Annotated in this window: 6 protein-coding genes; all 6 read right to left on the reverse strand. The window is 40.9% G+C overall.

All coding sequences use genetic code 11. From position 1 onward, the window contains the following. Positions 1–4: 4 nt before the first annotated feature. The gene (locus KSK55_RS04210; RefSeq protein WP_218608302.1) at positions 5–2,431 is read right to left on the reverse strand and encodes a PKD domain-containing protein; all 2,427 of its coding nucleotides are present in this window, start codon (positions 2,429–2,431) and stop codon (positions 5–7) included. A gap of 6 nt (positions 2,432–2,437) precedes the next feature. After that, entirely contained in the window at positions 2,438–6,133 is a 3,696-nt protein-coding gene (locus KSK55_RS04215) for a DUF3821 domain-containing protein (protein WP_218608303.1), read from the reverse strand. 1 nt (position 6,134) lies between these two features. Then, positions 6,135–10,049, reverse strand: coding sequence for a PKD domain-containing protein (locus KSK55_RS04220; protein WP_218608304.1), 3,915 nt, complete (start codon positions 10,047–10,049; stop codon positions 6,135–6,137). A 535-nt stretch (positions 10,050–10,584) separates the two neighbouring features. Then, positions 10,585–13,905 carry a PKD domain-containing protein gene (locus tag KSK55_RS04225; RefSeq protein ID WP_218608305.1) on the reverse strand — a complete coding sequence of 1,107 codons (3,321 nt, stop codon included), beginning with the start codon at positions 13,903–13,905 and terminating at the stop codon, positions 10,585–10,587. A 535-nt stretch (positions 13,906–14,440) separates the two neighbouring features. Continuing rightward, positions 14,441–17,173 (reverse strand): PKD domain-containing protein, encoded by a 2,733-nt coding sequence (locus KSK55_RS04230; RefSeq protein WP_218608306.1) that lies wholly within the window; start codon positions 17,171–17,173, stop codon positions 14,441–14,443. 167 nt (positions 17,174–17,340) lie between these two features. After that, positions 17,341–19,566 carry a PKD domain-containing protein gene (locus KSK55_RS16590; protein WP_218608307.1) on the reverse strand — a complete coding sequence of 742 codons (2,226 nt, stop codon included), beginning with the start codon at positions 19,564–19,566 and terminating at the stop codon, positions 17,341–17,343. Between the last annotated feature and the right edge of the window lie 467 nt (positions 19,567–20,033).

Raw genomic sequence — 20,033 nt, forward strand, 5'->3', positions numbered from 1 at the left:
TTTTTTACCAGCCGGAATAATCCTCCGGCAGTATACAATTGCTTATTGTGTCAACAATGTCGTAGAAATACATGAAGTCTGCACGATCTGAAGATCGGAGATCCACGTTGGTTATCGAACCTGGAGTGAATGGATATGTGTCACCCCAATCTGAACTGGACAACGGATTTTTAACCTCTGCTTTATACCAATATTCAAAGTCCTGAGGTTTAATCCAGAAGGTAATCGGATCACGCTGCTCAATTGATTCATATGGCACATCAACTGCCAGCATCTCTTTTCCGACTGGATCACCATATTGCCCAAAGGTTAATACCGAAACAGGATTTGTCGGATTCGAGAGGTCAATACCTTCCCTGGTTGCCATCACCCTATCTCCTACCCTGAGTGGATACCCATTGAATTCAGCCTTTCCGTAGAAATACTGGGGCTCCCATGCTGAAGGTTCTGGAGTCGGGGTTGGAGTCGGTGGCACAGTTGGTAATGGTCCGGCCCAGAGGTGAACAGTTCTGGATTTTCCACCTTCATATGGAACTTCATGGGTTTCTCCATGAACTGTAATGGTCTCATTTGCATCAATGTCTTCATTAATAAGCCAGGCTTGAGTATACCGTGGCCAGCCATCATCTTTTACCCAGAAAGAGATGTTGGCATTTTCAGGGAGACAATTCCCCTGGACGGTGAGTTTATCTGCCCAACTGCTGTTACCACTTCCGAAATACCCGGCATTAACCATCGTGAAGGGATTTTCAGGTCCTGACACATCATACCCCTCAATCCGGGCTTCAATCATTCCTCCTACCTTGATGTTGGGCTGACAGTTATGACAAACTCCTTCTGAATCCAGGTATTCAGTTCCATCAGTGATATGAACATCGCCCTGAATACTCATCGGAATAGAAGGAACACCTGCACAGCCGGTTGGAACAGGAGTAACCGGAATAGGTGGTATTTCATTTGGTGGATTTTTCAGAACAACAAGTCTGACTTGTGTTTCCTGGCCTGGCTTATAGGGGACAGTCCAGAGATATGAACCATCATCCTGAAGGATGTACGCCCTGACCAGCCGGTTCATTTCATCAGCAACCCAGAACTCGATCTCTGAATCTGCAGGAACACCTTGAACCTGAAGTTTCGGAGAGAAGGTACCGCTTTTTCCAAATACTCCTTTTGCAGTTTTAATTGGATTATATTGACCCTTTATGTCATGACCCGGAACACGTGCTTCAACAGTTCCACCACTCTGAATTGGTTTGCCATACAGCTCGACTGTTCCCACAAATGTCTGTGGGACGGATGGTACTGCAATTGGTGTAATCGTAGGAACAGGTGTTTCTGCACCTTCGATAAGGATCAGATCCTTTTTGGATGAGGTGGAACTCTGACCAGTTGCATCTGCTATAGTCAGATTAACCGTGTATTTTCCAGCAGTTGCATACGTATGTCCTGGATTTGCAACCATATCTCCGGTTCCGTCACCAAAAGTCCAGGCCCACATAGTCGGACTTCCTGTTGACTTATCTGTGAACTGTACCGAGAGAGGTGGTTTTCCAGAGGTTGGTGATGCAGTAAAGTCAGCATGAAGAATACTAGTATCAGTCACTGAAATGTACCCTTCTTTTATCTGAGTTGAACTGGATTCCTGATTTGAGACGGTAAGTCTTACCGTATAAGTTCCAGGCATCATGTACTGGTGAACCGGATTAGCAATCATATCCGTTGTACCATCACCAAAGTCCCAGGCCCACATGGTCGGACTCCCAGTTGAGAGATCAGTAAAGGTAACAGTAAGCGGAACTGTTCCAGAAACCGGATCCCCGATGAAATCAGCAACCATGGCCTCACCAGATGAGATTGGAAGAGGATTTTCCATCTCAGGAAGCTGTGGTGGCATATCACTGACTATCGGTTTATCTGATATCAACTGTTCCTCTGTCGGAACTTCTACCTCCGGTTCCAGAATGGCAGTTTCTACTGATTCTTCTCCGGTTTCAGTCTTTGCAATAATTACCGGTGTATCGACAGGAACATTGGTCACAGCAGGTGCATCTCCACCAATTGAGAGATCCAGATTCATACTCACTCCTGGCTGAAATGCTGTCTCCTGCCATGCTTTCTGTCCATTTATCCAGAATGTAATCTGTGCACTCCCTGTACCCAGATCATTCTCCTCAGCGACTACTTTCAGCCGCTGGTCAAACGTTCCCGGACCTCCGTACTTACCAGCTTCCTCAAGAACATATTGTCCTCGTTCTGCATCATTGATTTTGGCTGATAAAATAGTCCCTACTGGTGCAGGGGAGCCATCAATGGTTACGGTTCCGTAGAACTCACAGGGAAGTGCCGGAGCCCCGGCAGAACAGATAAGTACAAAGGAAAACAGGAGGAGTGTAGCCAGTGCCGTCCGGGCGGCTACGGTTCCTGTAATCATGATTCCTCACACACCAATGGCAGCCAGTGTTCCAGGCTTTTCCATATAGAGCCAGTATCCCCTCGATGGGAAGAGATATGTGTTCTCACCCTGTCCACCGTTTACAATGGTTGATTCCCACTGCTGGTGCTGTGCATCATAGCCACGGGCATAAATCCATGCATCCTTGACTGATTTCAGGGTATCCTTTGCTGTTGCCGGATTGCCTCCGGTAAATCCGATTGCTGCCCATCCATTTGGAAGGTTCCGGGTGATTGGCGCACTAATCGGATCATTCTTGAAGGTCAGATTGATGGTATACGGGTTAACTGAATAAATCCAGTATCCGTTCAATGGGGCAATGGTTGTTCCCGTAAGAACCTGATCCCAGTACTGCCGTGCCGGATCATATGCCCAGATTGCATGCCCACCAGTTGGAACTTCCCTAAAGACGACACCTGCAGTGTTATATCCATCTGCAAGGGTTCGTGCAACTGATATAAAGTTCCAGCCACTGTAGAGATGAACCTTGGTTGGGTCATATGGTCCGATGGTCGGAGTTGGCTGTGGCCCACCAATGACAGTAATATAGTCTTTCTTGATTACCCGGTCAATTTCCTCACCAAGAGTAATGGTCAGGGTAACGGTATACTTTCCTCCATACTGGTAGGTATGAGATGGATCTTTTACACCAGCAGAGGTGAATCCATCACCAAAGTCCCAGAACCAGTTAGTCGGTGATCCTGTCGACTTGTCAGAGAACTTAACAGAAAGAGGTGCTGCCCCTGAGGTGGGGCTTGCAACAAAGTCTGCCTTAATACGAGGCTCACGAACGGTTATGTAGTCCGGCTTGGTTGCAGTGTCTTTTACACCGTCTTTGTTCATAACAGTCAGTGAAACGGTATAAACACCTGCTTCACTATAGCTGTGCTTTGGATTGACTTCAGTTGAAGTAGTGCCATCTCCAAACTCCCAGTATCGCTCGGTCAGATTCTTTCCGGTTGATTCATCTTTGAACTGAACTTCAAGCGGTCTGCTTCCCTGAGTCGGGTCAGCACTGAATGCTGCTGTCGGAACACGGTCATCAACAATTCTCAAGGTGAGGATGATATATTTGTCATCAACCAGCCGCTGGTCAAGGAAGTTCTTGATTGCAGAGACTGCCTGTTCACCCTGGTAGTATCCCGGACCGTCGAGTGGGAAGAGCTTGCTCCACTCATCTGGATAGGAAGTGACCATCCAGATCCGGTTTGCCTCTATTGGTTCACGGACATCAGTCTCCTCTACCATGTCAAACTTGTGGTTATACATGGGGTGCTGCAATATGATGCTGTATGCACCAGGTTTGAGATCACAGAGACTGATGTAGTTGAGCAGGTTCACCTCAAAGGTATCATCACAGAAGACAGGGATTCTTGCATTGACATATTTGTCATTGCCTACCTTCTCTTCTCCGAATATCCACAGGTTAATCTCTTTGGTGACATTCTCTCCTTCTCCGGTGTGTGGGAATCCACATGCCTTTCCAGTCAGAAGAATCTCATCCATTGAAGTCCAGCTGCAACCATCAGGACAACATTCAATCGGTTTTGTAATGATATCCGGTTCGAGGATTGCGTCAAAGCATGGTTCCTCGAGAATTATATCTCTGGAAGCAGTTACAGCACAGGCACAATCCAGACAACACCCATTAATTGGCTGGCTGGATGCATAGACAGTATACGTTCCTGGATTAATTGGAGCCTTCTGGGTCTTCCACGTGTATGTCCAGGTTCCGTCACTCTTCACTGGCACAACAATGGTCGTGAACTGGTCAGATTCTTCCTTACAACCAAGCTCAATCATGTCAAGACCTGGCTGGATGATATTTTCAGTCTCATCAGGACGTTTCCATCCAAGGAGATCATTACCACACTTGTTCTGGCACTGGCTACCAGTCATGAACAGGTAGACAACATTGCTGTCAGTGTTCGTGCCGGAGAGGGTTATGTCATTACCAAGGTAATATGGCGGTTCTTCCTTTATGTCAAGAGTGACTACTCCCTTATTCACCTGAACAAGAGCATCTCCATCAATGACTTGAGAGATGTCTGGTTCAACACTCTGAACATGAATCCGATATGGACGGTCAGGTGCTACATCCGGTCCGACTGTGAATTCTACGGTCTTATATCCTGGTGTTGGCTCATTATCACCGTCTGTGGTGACCTGAGCATAATAATATACACCATTCTCATAGACATCACGTGCATTTGGCTTATCATCAGTTGGAACTACTGATCGGATATCTCCAGATTTTTCACAACAATCTGGTGAAAGTTTGGTCGAACCAATCGTGAAGGGGCCTTCTTTGTTATCAAATGCGATGTCTCCGTCTGCTACACCACTCTGATCAGGCCTGATCATCGGTGGACGCTCACAGGGTGCACCACTCATCTTGAGAGCACAGCAATCCGTCGGATCATCCTCACCCGGAGCACATTCCATAATGACAACGATGTAATCCTTGCCAGGTTTTCCTCCGATAGTTACGAAGAATGACGAGTTACGGGTTACAGTTCCCGGATTAATGATGACATCAATTGAGTCATCTGCGATGAATGCTGGAATCACCTTGGTAATTGCCTTACCAGTCTGATCACCTGGATAATTATTTCTGATATTGTTCAGATCAACTTCAGCATAGAAATTATACTCACCATTCGGATAGAGACGGCTTTTGTCAGTACCTAATGCACCAGTGTTCCATCCAGAGGTGGTTTTATCATTATCAGGCCAGAACCAGGGATTTGCATCAACTACAAGTTCTCGCAGAGCAATATCAGAGTCCGGAACTCCATTAAGGGTTCCACGGAGGAATTTGTAGGAAACCTGGGTCACATTGGATGACCCGACTGTGTTAATGATTCCTAATTCTTCTGGAGCAAGTCCTTTACCACGCTGAATGATCGCAGAGTAAAGGTTTGATTCAATCCGGAAGTTGACGAAATTTCCTGCAGTTATTTTACCGCCATCTTCATTAATATCCTGGTCTTCATTCTGATTCCAGATACGAAGAGCAATAGATGGATCTTTGACAATAAATCCGAGTTGCTTGGATTTTTCTCCGGACCATATCCACCACCGGCCGGTACGGTTCATAAACTGTGCTGGATCAATGAAGAATTTCTTTGGATTATCAATGACAATTGATCCGACAGGTTCGGTAAGATATGCTTCTGAAGTAGGATCAAACCAGGCAATGGTATCTCCGCTTTTCAGGAACAAGGATACATCAAGTCCTTCCTCACCGATGAAGACATCTCCACCCTGAGGAATGACAGTTAATTTATTCTCGGCTGCACTTGAAAAATGCAGATCCAAATCCAAATTAACACCTGGTTCATACAGAATGGTCTCTTCAGCTTTCACACCATTCAACCAGAAGGTTACCGGTTCACCTTTCAGTGTCTCGTTTGCTCCTGCCTGGACCATCATCGGTTGAGATGCAGTTCCGTATGTTCCGTTCGACATTGTAACAGCAGAACCACCCCAGAATCCAAGAATATCAGATTCAACTGTGATTCCGGGCTTTGCAGGCGTATCTCCGATATATACCGTTCCTTTCAGAAACATCGGGACCAGCTGCTTAATCTCCACATCCTCTGCTAATGCAGGTGCAATACCTGCAAGAAGGAGAAGGATGAGAAGACAGGCTCCGATTCCTTTCATCACCTTACTCATCTTACTCACCACCGATCAATATCCCGTCAGTATTCATTTCGATGAGATACCCGACTGTTGGATACATGAATTTATCATCATCCACTCCTCTGATAATCGGATACTCCCACCGCTGAGTCAATGGATTGAACATGAGGGTCTTGTTCCAGGCCTCACCCAGAGATGCAAGAGCTACACTGGCAGGAGTCGGCTGCATTGCCATGATACCAATACCATTCCAGCCGGTCTTGAGATCACGGGTAAATATTCCTCCTTTTGTATAATCAGGAGTAATCACAATTGACCCGGGATCTTCTTTCCAGACCCTAAGTGCTTCAAGTGGCTTAACCGGGTAATCATCGGTGACATTTACCCATTCATTTGCAGCATTGTTAAAGACTGCATACGGAACTCCTCCGGTTTGAATTCCATTGAATAACTTACTAACGGTGTTATAGTTATCAGTTACTGCCATCGGGACAGATACATGGTTCCATCCCTGTTCAACAACAAACTGGCTCCCAGTTCCGATGGTAATGTAATTGTCCTTTGTTGTTGAATTTGAACCACCATTGTTCTTCACAGTCAGGGTTACGGTGTAAATACCTGGTATTGTGAATGTAATTGTTGGATTTTCTTCCGAAGAGGTAGCAACAGTCTGTCCTTCCCGAACAAGCTGCCAGTTCCATTCGTCGACAACACCTGTTGATTCATCAGTAAATTCCACCTGAACCGGGTAGAACTCTGATGATAAAGGTTCAGCAGAGAAAGCTGCTACTGGTGCATCATTCATTACCAGATAATCAACTATCTTCGGAACTCCAACTCCTCTACTGTCTCCAACGTTCAGGATAACCTGGTATGTCCCTGCTTTTTGATAAACATGAACCGGACTCTGGAGTGATGATGTGGAATTGTCGCCAAACTCCCATTGCCATGAAGTTGGTGTTCCACCAGTAGACTTGTCAGTGAACTGCACTTGGTCGCCAGCATATGCTGACGCCGGAGCAACAGTGAAATCTGCAATTAATCCTGTTGATATCGGATTTCCTGTAACAGTTATAGATTTAGATGCAATTGAGCTTCCAAACTTGTCGCTTACCGTCAGGGTAACGTTATAGGTTCCTGGGAGGTAGTAGACATGAGCTGGACTCTGCACAGATGATGATGTTCCATCTCCAAACATCCATTCCCAAGATGCCGGGGATCCAAGTGATTCATCTGAGAACTGAACAGTTTCTCCGGTCAGTGGTGATGCTGGATTAAAACTGAAATCTGCAATCGGTCCGGATATCACATTGATGTAACTATCCTTGGTTGCAGTATTACTGACACCCTCTGCATCAGTAACTGTCAGTTCAATGGTATATTTTCCAGTTTTATCAAAGACTTTCTTTGGATTCTGTTCAGTTGAGAACGGTTCCCCATTTGCAGTCCATGCCCAGCTTACACCTTTCATTACAGATTTGTCAGTGAACTGTACCGAAAGTGGTGCATTGCCTTGAGTTTTATCTGCAGTGAAGTCCACATTGCCTTCACAAGCTTTGTCTTTTAACTCAAAGATGACATGAGCATACAAATCATCTATACCTGGTTGGTTGAATCCATCAATCAGGGCTTTTACAGCAACTCCTGCATATAAAGAATCCTTTCCTTCAATCTTGAAGAGCTTGCTGTCATCAGTCGGCATAGTGGTCAAAACAAACCGATCACCAGTGCTTTCTGGTTCTCCAAGCCGGATGTCGAAGTTGTTGTTTGTACCAGGTGCCTGCACTATTACATCATATTTACCTGTTGCAATACTGCAGAGATCAATACCGTTGGCCTGAAGAAGTCCCTTATTCAGTTCGAACTTGTACGTTCCATCGCAGTAAATGGGAGTTACCGCCATCAGATAGTTTTTCAGACCAAACTGACTCTGCCCAAAGAGCCAGACCTGGAGCTGTTTGCATGAATTGCCTCCAGAGCTTCCCTGTACCCAGATCTCCTGAACTCCTCCCAGTTGACCACAGGGATATCCTGGGCAACAACACCGTGTTGTATCATTCACTGTTGCAGTCAGGTCGGGTTTTACCAGAGTAATATCGATGCTGGTTACGGCTGCACACTCCGGACAGTTCAGCAGACTACATACTCCTTCTTCACAGGCAACACCAAAGCAGTCGCCAAATCCGCAAGAACCTTCACCGGCACTGTCACATTGACAGAATCTGCAGTCCGGATCAACGCTGGCCATCCAAATCGTGTATTTCCCCTCTCCAATTGGAACTGCCCCGGTGTCCCAGTTCGGTTCAACACGCCAATAGTTGGCAACGCCATCTTTCGTATCTAAAACAACAGCCTTGACAGGATCTTTACTATCAAGAGGGCTAAAGAGATTGACTCCACATGGATTAAGACCAGGTCCGGTCAGCCAGATATAAGTCATATTGCTGTCCGAATTAGTTCCGTCAATCCAAATTTCGTCTCCAAGGAAGAACTCAGTTTTTATTGCTCCACTCGGATCCTTCGTTGCACCAGTAATCGTACCCAATGGGACAGATATTGTTGCAGTAGACCTCATATTGTAGAGTATATCCTGTGCCTGAATGGTGAAAGTCCCAGGTTTTACTGTGGTATCAATCCAGAAAGGCACAGTCACCGTTCCATCTGGTCCGGTTGTTACTTCAGCATAATACCGGGTTCCTTTCTCAAAGATATCCCAGTCTCCCTGTGATGGGAATGCATCTCCAGAGGGGACCGCCTGACGGATGAGCATCCCTTCAGTACAACAGTCAACTACCTTTCGGTTCCCAATGTCATATGATCCGTCAACCGGATCAAGCTTAATTCCCTGATTTGACAGTTCATCCCGGGTTCCATAGATAAACGGAGGTCTGTCACAAATCTTTCCAGTGATCTTTGGCGGACATTCGTCGTAAATGAAGACCTCATAGGATGAATTTGGCATTCCGGTAATGGTTGCTGTAAACTGAGCGTCACGGCTTTTTCCAGTAGTCGGAGGTGTAACAGATACGGTTACTGATCTTGGTGTAAGTTCAACCTGATGTGAATCCCACGTGTATTTCTTCAATTCACGGTTTTTGAACATGTTGTTGACATTACAAACCGCTGTAACATCGTATGATCCAACCTTGTAGTGGTAATCAGTCTCCTGTCCAGTCCCAGCATCCCGCCAGCCGGTCATCCAGCCTTTTGGATTTGCCGTTTGTGAATTCCAGTTTTTCGGCCATACCCATGCAGGTGCCGGATTAATAGTGGTTGATTCACCAGGTAATGCACCAAGAACCAGATTCTTGGTAGACTCAATCTTGGTAGAACCATCATTCATCGCCAGAGTCATTAATTCAAGAAGGCGCTGTCCATCTGGAGCAGTCAATCCAACATTAACATATCCGAGCGATTCATACGGGGCCTCTCCCCGGTCTACTTTCTCTTTTTGAGCAATCCAATCAGTTCTGTTCGTAATATCTTCAAGGTTGGTACTTGTAGAGAATTTGAACTGGAGTAATGTTCCACGCTGAACTTTTGAATCAGCCTTCATGTCAGCGTTTAAATTCCAGACTTCAAATTCAAGAACAGGCTCTTGAGTTGTGAATGCAAGAACCGGTTCTCCATTTACCATAACCGGTTCCTGAGGACCTACTGCCTGATACCAGAATGTTTCTTCTTTATCGGTTGGTAAAGAGAAATTCACTCTATCCGGTATTCGAATGTGGTCTGTTACATTATGTAATGCATTTAATGAAACTACATACTCGTAGCCATCCATGCATTCGGTAACATCCACATTTTCTTCTCCAAAGAAGATAGTATGACCTTGCTGAATCTTCTTAAAAACAATATTTTCATCAATATTGTTGTACGATTCAGCAGACACTATCGTAACGCATGCTAAAAGGATAATGCATGTCGCCATTAGTAGATATCTGTTCATTTTCTCCCTCATCTGAAAACACCCCACGTTCAGGCAGATCTCATATCATCCCCATATCAAAAATGATACAGGCATGGCACTCACCGATCTGTCCATCACACCCCATGGTAGTTTCTGTGGCGTATTCAACTCCCATACGTAGATAATAAAATTCCTATATAATAATTGTAATATAAATATTTCCATAAGTATCTGAAAATCAACGATTTTCTCATATTACTCTTTTTATACTGGTAATTATCCGGTTCAGAAACAAAAAAATTAGATTTAGATAGTATTCATATTAGTATCTCTATAAAAATCAGCCGGGATATAAAATTTTTAGAGAATCGCTCGATTTCTAAAGAAAATCGTCAATCTGATTATTTGTGAATCTAATAGAAATACTCAAAATCATATTACTTTTGTACTATGCTAAAATTATTAACGCGGAAAAAGAGTCGGTTTAAATTGCTCCTATTTAGCCCCCATTTTTGAGGTGCCACATTACAGAAAATATAAAGAAAAATTGTTAAAAAATGAGATGTATCAATAATTACCGAATACCAATTACTTTCGAGATAGTATCGGAATATATCTCATTTGATACTGATAACGTTACGTTGTAGGTACCTTCTTTCAGATAGGTATAGACAGGGAATTGCTCTGACGATACTGATCCATCACCAAAGTCCCAACTCCATGAAGTCGGTGATCCAGATGATTGGTCAATAAACGAAACTTTTGTTCCACCTTGGACTTTTGTTTCGAATTTTGCAGTTACCTGACCTACTGGTTCTCCCTCAACAGTGATCTCCTGGGTAGCACTCTCACTGCTGATACCATTTTCATCGCTCACTGTAAGCCGTACTGTGTAGACTCCAGGACGTGGATAGGTATATACCGGGCTTTGTAGAGGAGAAGATGCTCCATCCCCAAACTGCCAGATCCAACTGGTTGGATTACCACTTGAGAGATCTGTGAACTGAATTTCAGATTCTCCGGCTTTAATTCCTGAATCCGGTGTGTAGGTAAACTTTGCAGTTGGTCCCTTTGCTACACGAATATAATCGTTTTTAACTGCTTTTGCTTTTGCATCACCGTTTGTTATGAGTGATACTGTATAACGACCTTCGTTTGTATAGGTGTGAACCGGATTCTGCTCTGTTGAAGTAGTTCCATCACCAAAGTCCCAACTCCATGATGTAGCCTGGTAACTCTTGTCAGTGAACCGAACTGTCAGAGGTTTATTACCATAGGTCCGATCTGCCTCGAAATCAGTACCAACTAGACAGGATTTGTCCTTGATAGTGAATTGAACATGGACATAGTTATCATCTACACTTGGATCATCAAGTCCCCTGATGAGAGCATAGAGGACTTCGGTGCCGAGTTTATAGCCAGGGCCTTCTACCTGAACGAGTTTCCGCCAGTCGTCGTCGTAGAACTTTTGAGAATCAGGATCTGGTATCACACCACGAACTGTTTCATCAACATGAGTAAGAAAATCATTATTTGGATTGCTATTTCCTAAGTTAACTTCAGTATAGTTCTCAACCGGTGCAATGTCAGGATGACCTAAAAGAATCCATTTTTTATTAACTTCCACTGGTCGTGCCCACAGAGTTGGATCAAGATCGTCTTCATAAATTACATCATACTGATGATTATACCCCGAATCCTGGATAATCAGATCATAGACACCAGAATCTATTCTACACAGAGGTTCTCCATATAATCCAAGTATGTCTTTTACAACATCAAATCTGTACGTGCCATCACAATTTACCGGCACTTTAATGTTCATAAACTTGGTATCACCAATCTTGCCCTTTCCAAAAAGCCAAACATTCAACTCTTTTTCAGGATTACCAGTAGATAACCCACTGACATTAATTGGTTGACCATCGATGGTAATTCCACAGGGGTATCCAGGGCAACAACACCGCTCAATATCTTCGGTAATTGCAGTTAACTCTGGTGCCTTTAATTCAATTGTTGCTACTGCATATACATCACAGTTCGGACAATCTTCAATGGAACAGACCTTTCCATTACAGCCAGGACAAGTTCCCTCATTGAAAGTACATGGATGTCCACCGCAATCAAGGCAGTTTGGACAGTTTGGTGGCCAGTTGCTAATGGCATAGATAGTATAGTTTCCTGGATTAATTGGCAAATACGCTGTTTCCCAGAATCTTGGTTGTCCCAATGCACCATTATTCGTAAACATCCAATCAAAACCTTCGATTTGTGGTTGACTGATATCCACAATTTCAGGACCGTCACCAATAGGACCATGTGGATATGGAATCGGAATTAAACCTCCTCCACATTCTGGTTGACAGGGACCAACCATATAGAGATAAGTCCTTAAACTGTCAGTATTTGCTCCAGCAATTTTAAGGACATCTCCAAGATATGCCTCTGTGATTGGAGCATTAGCCTTATCGGAAGCTTGTGAGATTTGTATTGATATGTCACCTTTTCTAACAGTCAACTCAGTCTCATCAAAAATATGAACACCATTACACTCAGGGTCACGTTTCTGAACATGGACTGTATAAACTGGATTATTATCTGCTTTCCATACTGTATTATCAACAAGAATGTCTATAGTCGCTCTTCCAAGACAATCGGTTGTTATACTTGCATAATAAAGCACTCCGTCATGGAATACCTTCGGTACTACATCTCGGAAAGTCAGATCATCACAACATGCCGGATAGACAATTTCACTTCCGATTGGATATGGACCACCTTCAGGATCGAATAATAACGCAGTATTCAGTGGATCCTTTTCAAACCATGGTGGACGATCACAAATCTCACCAGTCATCTTGAGTGGACATTCCATAAGAGCAATGATGTACTCCGTTTTCGGTTTTCCAACAACAGTTGCAGTTGCAGATTCTGTTCGAAGGATTGAACCAGGATTTACCGTAACAGTCACTATTTCTGGAATCAATTCTAAATTTGTGGATTTAGACTGAACTCCCCCGATTGTAAAATAATTGTCGATTATATTATTTGCCCAACAGATCGAATAAACAGAATATGCACCGCTTGGTGTATAAATCAGGCCTGTTTGAGGATCAATCGCATCAGTATCCCATCTATTCCACTGATGTGTATTGGTTAGAATATCAATATCCTTGATACCAATTGCCGGGTAATTAGGATTACAATCCGGACAATTACATCCTCCTGCATCCGGTCCTAATAAATAATCGTAATTTTTCCCATTTACACCAGTGACGTTAATGTCAAAAATATGGGCATTGGCACCACCTGGCAGATTCCGAGCAGGATTTGCATTACGCTGCTGAATCTTATATAAATTGGTCTTTATGTTAAAGTCCAGATTTGTACCGAGGAATATCTGACCACTCCGGTTGACATCAGGGCACACATCATCAGCTACAACCAATTCAAGATGGGGTAGTTCAACGTAGAATGCTACAACATATTTGCCATTGAACGAAATAGGTTGACCATCTGCTCTATCACAAAGGTAAAACGCTCCTTCAGTATACCTCCCATTCATGATATACTCTATAGGATTAATATAATAATCCAACTCACTCCCAGGAGCAATTTCAATATACTTATCTGCAGACGTTCCGGGTTGAGCTAATACATCATCTCCCCACCATCCTAAGTATGTTACTTTCTGACCTGTGTTTGGATCTATCAGCGCATCTAAAATATCTAGATGCTCTTCACCAACAAATACGGATTTCCCTTGTTCGACATAGGGAACCCAAATATTCTCTCCAGCTGCTGACACCGGACTTGCGAGCACCAGAATGATGCCAAGCAGGGTCAAAAGCCAGACCATACCTTTTCGTTCAGATTTTTTGTTATCTGTTTTCATGTCTCACCACTCCATCCCACGGTTCTGTCCCAATGAAGGTTTATCAAAAATTTACTAGATTCGGTATGACGGGAATATCAAATCCCCCACATACCCGCAATCCTAATTTTCTCCTTCACTAACAGAACAGTTAACGCTTTATGCCCCCGTTTCGTGATAATATACATCATATATATTATTACCAATATAAATATTTCTATTATTATTCAAAAACCATTCAATTAAAAAAATTCACTGCACACAAATAACCCTTAAATAAGATACCATATTAAAAAATAGTTAATTTTAGTGCTATTTAATTAAATTAATTATCGAGGCTGTTGCAAAAACCTAAACAGTTAGTGCAATGAGTCAAAATCCAGAAATTTCATTAGCAATTTTGGTCCCACTAGGATGGAAATTGTTCTCTTGGGGAAACGACATTTTAGTTATGCAACAGTTTCTATATAAAAGAAAGAAAAATCCTAATTATTCTGATATTAAACTAATGATAGAAAAACCGTGATAAAAATAGCGTATTGGTATTAATCCAATGTTAAATAGGATTTGAACCATCATTTCTATAGAGCATTATTTGATTTGAATACGTATCCTTATTATATTCATTTTCTACAGTTAATTTTGCATAATAATTACCTAACTGTGAATATTTGTGATCGTAAACATTCCAATTTTGAACAAAATTTTGAATATTACCATCACCAAACTCTAAAGTCCAATTTGAGATTTTTCCTTGAGACGTATCAGTAAACCTAACAGTTCTATTTCCAATATTTGTCCATTTGAAACCCGCTGTTACAAGAGGGTTATCTATATTTAACTTTAGGGTTATAGAATTTGATCCCAGCCGGTTCCCTGCAGTCAATGTGACATCATAACTTCCATAATCATTATACAAATGTGTTGGACTTTGAGTTGAAGAACCAGTTCCATCTCCAAATGACCATTGCCATGAGCTTATATCACCTAATGATAAATCATTAAATTGAACCTGGAGAGGATTTACACTGTTTAAATTATACTCAAAATTGGCTACAGGTGAATTCATTGGCGGTACAGGAACTACTCTTGATGTCCAATTTGATTTCGCATATTGATCAGTTACTGTCAAATTCACTGCATATTTTCCAACTGAAGGGAAGGTATGTTGTGGTGACTTTTCAGTGGACATAGAATTATTACCAAATGACCATAAGTAAGTCAACGGGGTAGATCCGTAACTTTGATCTATAAACCTAATTGTTAAAGGTTCATTATCTAATTTTGCATAGGTAAAATCTGCAACTGGATCATAAAATTGTGGGGAAATCTCTTTTACAATAATATAATTATATTTTCTTAAAGGATTCTTTTCTTTACCATCAGTGCCTGTTCCATTCACCGTAAACGTTACATCAAAGATTCCAGTTTTATTATAAACGTGGTTCGGATTTCTTTCATTTGAGGTTGTACCATCCCCAAAATCCCATAGAAAACCTGTTCCATTAAATGTGGAATTGTCAAAGAACTGAACAGTTAATGGAACATTTCCTTCCAATTGATTTGCAGTAAAACTCACAGAATCCTGTTTGCAGCGAATAGGTTCAAGGAAGAAGGAAGTAGTAATAAACCTATCTTCTACCCAACTTTGACTTAACTCTGAGACGAGAGCATCCATAGCTTTCTTTCCAGCATAGGCACCAGGGCCTTCAATAGGGAAAGCACGTGACCAATATATAGGATCTGCTTTTACAACAAAAAGACTGTCTTTTGTGATATTTTTCGGCAATATAACACTTGATTCAATATTTTTAATTCTCCAGTATTCAGTAGAATTTTCAACAGTAATATCAAATCTTTGTCTTGTGATATTAGTTTGCCCCGGTAATTGGACCAACAAATAATATTCACCATTATCTAAATCACAGAGGTTTAAATCATTTGGTTTTAATAAGTACTCATAAATGTCCAATTGGAAAGAGCCATCTTTGTCAAGGAATGTTTTGAAACTATCGTTAAAAAGATAATTTCGGTCATATATTTGGTTATTACCAAACATCCATATTTGCATGGGTGTTCTCGAATCACCAAATATTCCGCTCATATTAATATTAACTAATGAAGAAGTATATCCACATGGATAACCAGGACAGCAACAGGGTTCTATTTTCCCAATTCGATTAATCTCAGCAGGCAAATCAGTAATTATAATATCTTTTTTCTGGATTATTGCCCCACATACAGAACAATCCTGTAATGCACATAATCCTTTTTCAATAGACTTGCATGGTGATCCACATTCAGAAGGGCGATTATAGAATTCTTTGAGGATCTCTTCAGGATTCACTGAAGAGGCATAAATGGTGTACTTACCCTGACTTATTACAGTATTTGGAATATCCCAATCATAATCCCAATTCTGCTTAAATACCTCAACTTTAGTAGGTTCATTAGATTTCATTGGTAGAGATAAAACATCCAATTTAGATCCACATTTTGGAAGTCCTTCTCCCATTAACCATAGATAAGTGGCATTGCTATCAGTATTTGTACCATTCAAGTGAACTCTTTGACCTCTCGAAACCTCCTGAATTTCTTCTATCTCCTGTGGATCTTGATGAAATTTATAATAATTCAAAAGTCTCAAACTTAATTCACCTGGAGAAATTTGAACCTTATAATCAGAGTAATCAATTTTTGGTTTAGCCGACGTTAGGGATTGTGCACTAGATTTTTGAATATGGAATTTATATTCACCAGTCTTCACAGTAGGATAATAGTCTCCATAATTTAATCCAATAGTTAAAGGATACATCCAATTCCCAGGAGTCGGTTCATACCATTTATTTGGATCCAATTCAGTCATATAATGAGTTCCACCCCATGGAACAATCCAGCAAGTACTATTGGACGGATATGTTATTCCATTTGGAACTATCTCCCAAAATTGTTCATTTTTATCCTGCACTGGTATATAATACGCATTCCAAGAATTTAATGAAAAATTAGTGTACGAATTTTGAACTATAAATGGAGGTCTATCACCGATATCTCCCGTCATTACTTGAGGGCTGATAACAAGTCCAAAATAATAAGGTTCTGTTGGCTGCGAAGTTTCATTAATTTTAATTTCAAACGATTCATTTCCCCTTAAAACAGAAGAAGGACCATTTATCGAAATTTCAGCTGATACAACCATTGTTAATAGAGCGAGAAAAATTCCGATAAATATTAAAAAATTTACCCCATCCTTAATTTTCAACCCATCAAATACCATTTTTTTCACCATATCCCCCTTAATTGATTAAGCATACTCCTTGTTTCAATAATTATCTCTAGTTCACCTATAATGAACCACTATCCATTGACAATAGTATTTGCTATATAATGAATATTATATAAATATATCTATATTCATTCAATTCACAAAAAAAATTATCAATTAATTAATTATCACTAAACATTTACTACATAAGTATACGTTCCACTGCAATATCCATTTGAGACTACCAACTTAACATTGAAAGATCCACTTGTGGAAAATAAATGGATAGGATTTTGATTCGTAGAAAATGTGCCATCTCCAAAATCCCAATTCCATTCATTGATACCTACCCCTTTTGATCGATCAAAAAATTGAATTTGCCTTCCTTTCTGATTATTAATATAATGATAATTAAACAGCGCATCGATTTTTGAAGAGATTGCAGTAATATATTCATTTTTGGTAATTTTTGATGCATCTGAAGTCTGATTATAAACCTTCAAAGTCACATTATAAACACCCGGTTGAGTAAAAGTATGATTTGGGCTTTGATCATATGATTCAGTGTTATCTCCAAAATCCCATTTCCATCCAATGGGTTTCCCTGTAGACTCATCAATGAAATGTACTTCTAATGGAGCAATCCCACGGGTTATTAGTGCGTTAAAATTTGCTACTAATAGTCCATAACGAAGATTCGGATCTAAAACTTTGACATCTACACCACCTATAGTATTTCCACTAACTCCCCATTCATCAGTTACCGTAAGATTCACGGTATAACTACCCGGAGTGACATATTCCCAAACAGGATTCTTTAAGATCGATGTATTACCATCACCAAATTCCCACAAATACCTAAACGAACAATTTCTATGACAAGTCTGATCAATGAAAGATACTTTTAAAGGTGCATATCCTTCAATTGGTGCCATACTGAATGAAACATTAGGTATTGGATAATCTGTAACGCGAATTATATCGGTCTGGTTAATAATATCATTCCCATTTTGCGCACGGATCATCAATGTAACATCATACACGCCAGGATTATTATAAACATGGATCGGATTCTGCTCATATACTTTCGGAGTATTATCTCCAAAATACCATTCATATCGGAACGGTTCTCTTCCTTCAGACTGGTCAATAAATGAGACATTAAGTGGTGCCTGACCATCACGTGGATATGCTGTAAATCGTGCACGGGGAGGGTTTTGCGCAAATATGGTTACATTTTGCGTATTTGATGCTGCGAATACATCACCATCAGAAAAAACACGATGGCTAATCGTATAATTTTTGGTTATTGTTGGATCAATAATTGCAGGATTATATGTATAAACATATGATGGCGTATCTGTAGTAATAACAGTCCCATTCCCAAAATTCCACTCATATAATGGAGTATCATTCAACCCGGTTGCCTGTGAAATCACCGTAACATTGAATGGAATTTCTCCCCGCGTTGGGCTTACAGCAAAATCTACTGATGGAGATAATACCTGAATTGGGCCAATGGTTGTGCTCGCTCTTGAGAAACCGTCAGAAATTTCAAAACTTACATAATAGGTTCCAGGTTTGATATATTCATGGACTGGATTCTGATCTGATGATGTATGTGGTGTTTCCGGATCTACTTCTTCAACATCAAAATCCCAATTCCATATCAAATTATCCCGCACAGGAAGATAATACATAGAGAGATCGATAAAACTAACATTCAATGGAACGGTTCCACGCATTGGGACAGCAACAATATTCGGAACGAGTCCTACATCATCAGGGGGTATTCCCACATGCCCAAGAATAGAAGCCAGATTTCCTTTGTTATCCTTCACAGTTAAATTTACAGAATATTGGGATGACCCGCTCAAACTAACCGTAAAATTATTACGAGCAGATGCATTTTTGGAAACACCAGAGTCATTTGTTGTCTGCCACCACCAATTCACCGTTTCATTCATCGGAAAACCAAATACAGCAGAAGTATCATTGAAAGTTAGAGTCCCTTTGGGATATTCTGCCGAAACATTCCTATAATCTGCTTTCACCGAATAGCTCGGTCTGATATGAGAGTAATTATCGACAACATAGTATTCTTTCTTAACTGGTGGCTGTAATCCTGTATCATTATCAACAATGAGATCTACCGTGAGATCAGCCGCACCTGTAAATGGTCCAAACACAGGATTCTTTTTTGAAGATGTAGTCGGGCCGGAAATCGAGCCAGATGGATTCACATCAACATTCCATGTATAACCAGTAATATTATCTGATACTACTGTTGTGGTATCAAACAGATACAAATAATCCCCTTTTGCTAAGGTATTATTATCACCAACAAGAGTCATATTAGCCTGATTCATCCCATAAAATGATGGATTTAACACAGCCAATCCAGGGACAGTAATCATCAAAAGTGAAAGAAACACCCCAAATATGAAAATTTTTCTTAGAAAATATGTCTTAAGAAACGAATTTCCCTTATCCTTTTCTAACATAATAACCCCACCTCAATATTGTACCAATCCTTTGATCAGGATAATAATAGTAATTATTGGATCTGTTATATAGATTACGGGATATATAGGAAATTGCATAAAGATAATTATTGTAAAAATGCAATAAAAATTACATAATCAGAAAAGAACTTTAATATTTTTTTTATTATTAAAAAAAAAGATTCCTCTCTATTATTTTTATAATCAATAGTGATCCGTCATTATTATTGAACATAATTATCTCAATTGAGATTTAAAACAGAAAGATCTAAAGAATCATACTATGCGCCCATATAATCGATAAATGAAAACCATTTATTAACCAAAACGAGTAATGACTTTTAAAATCGTTAATTTTACGAATAATACAAAACAGATCG

This window comes from Methanospirillum hungatei (genome assembly GCF_019263745.1).
Lineage (GTDB): Archaea > Halobacteriota > Methanomicrobia > Methanomicrobiales > Methanospirillaceae > Methanospirillum > Methanospirillum purgamenti.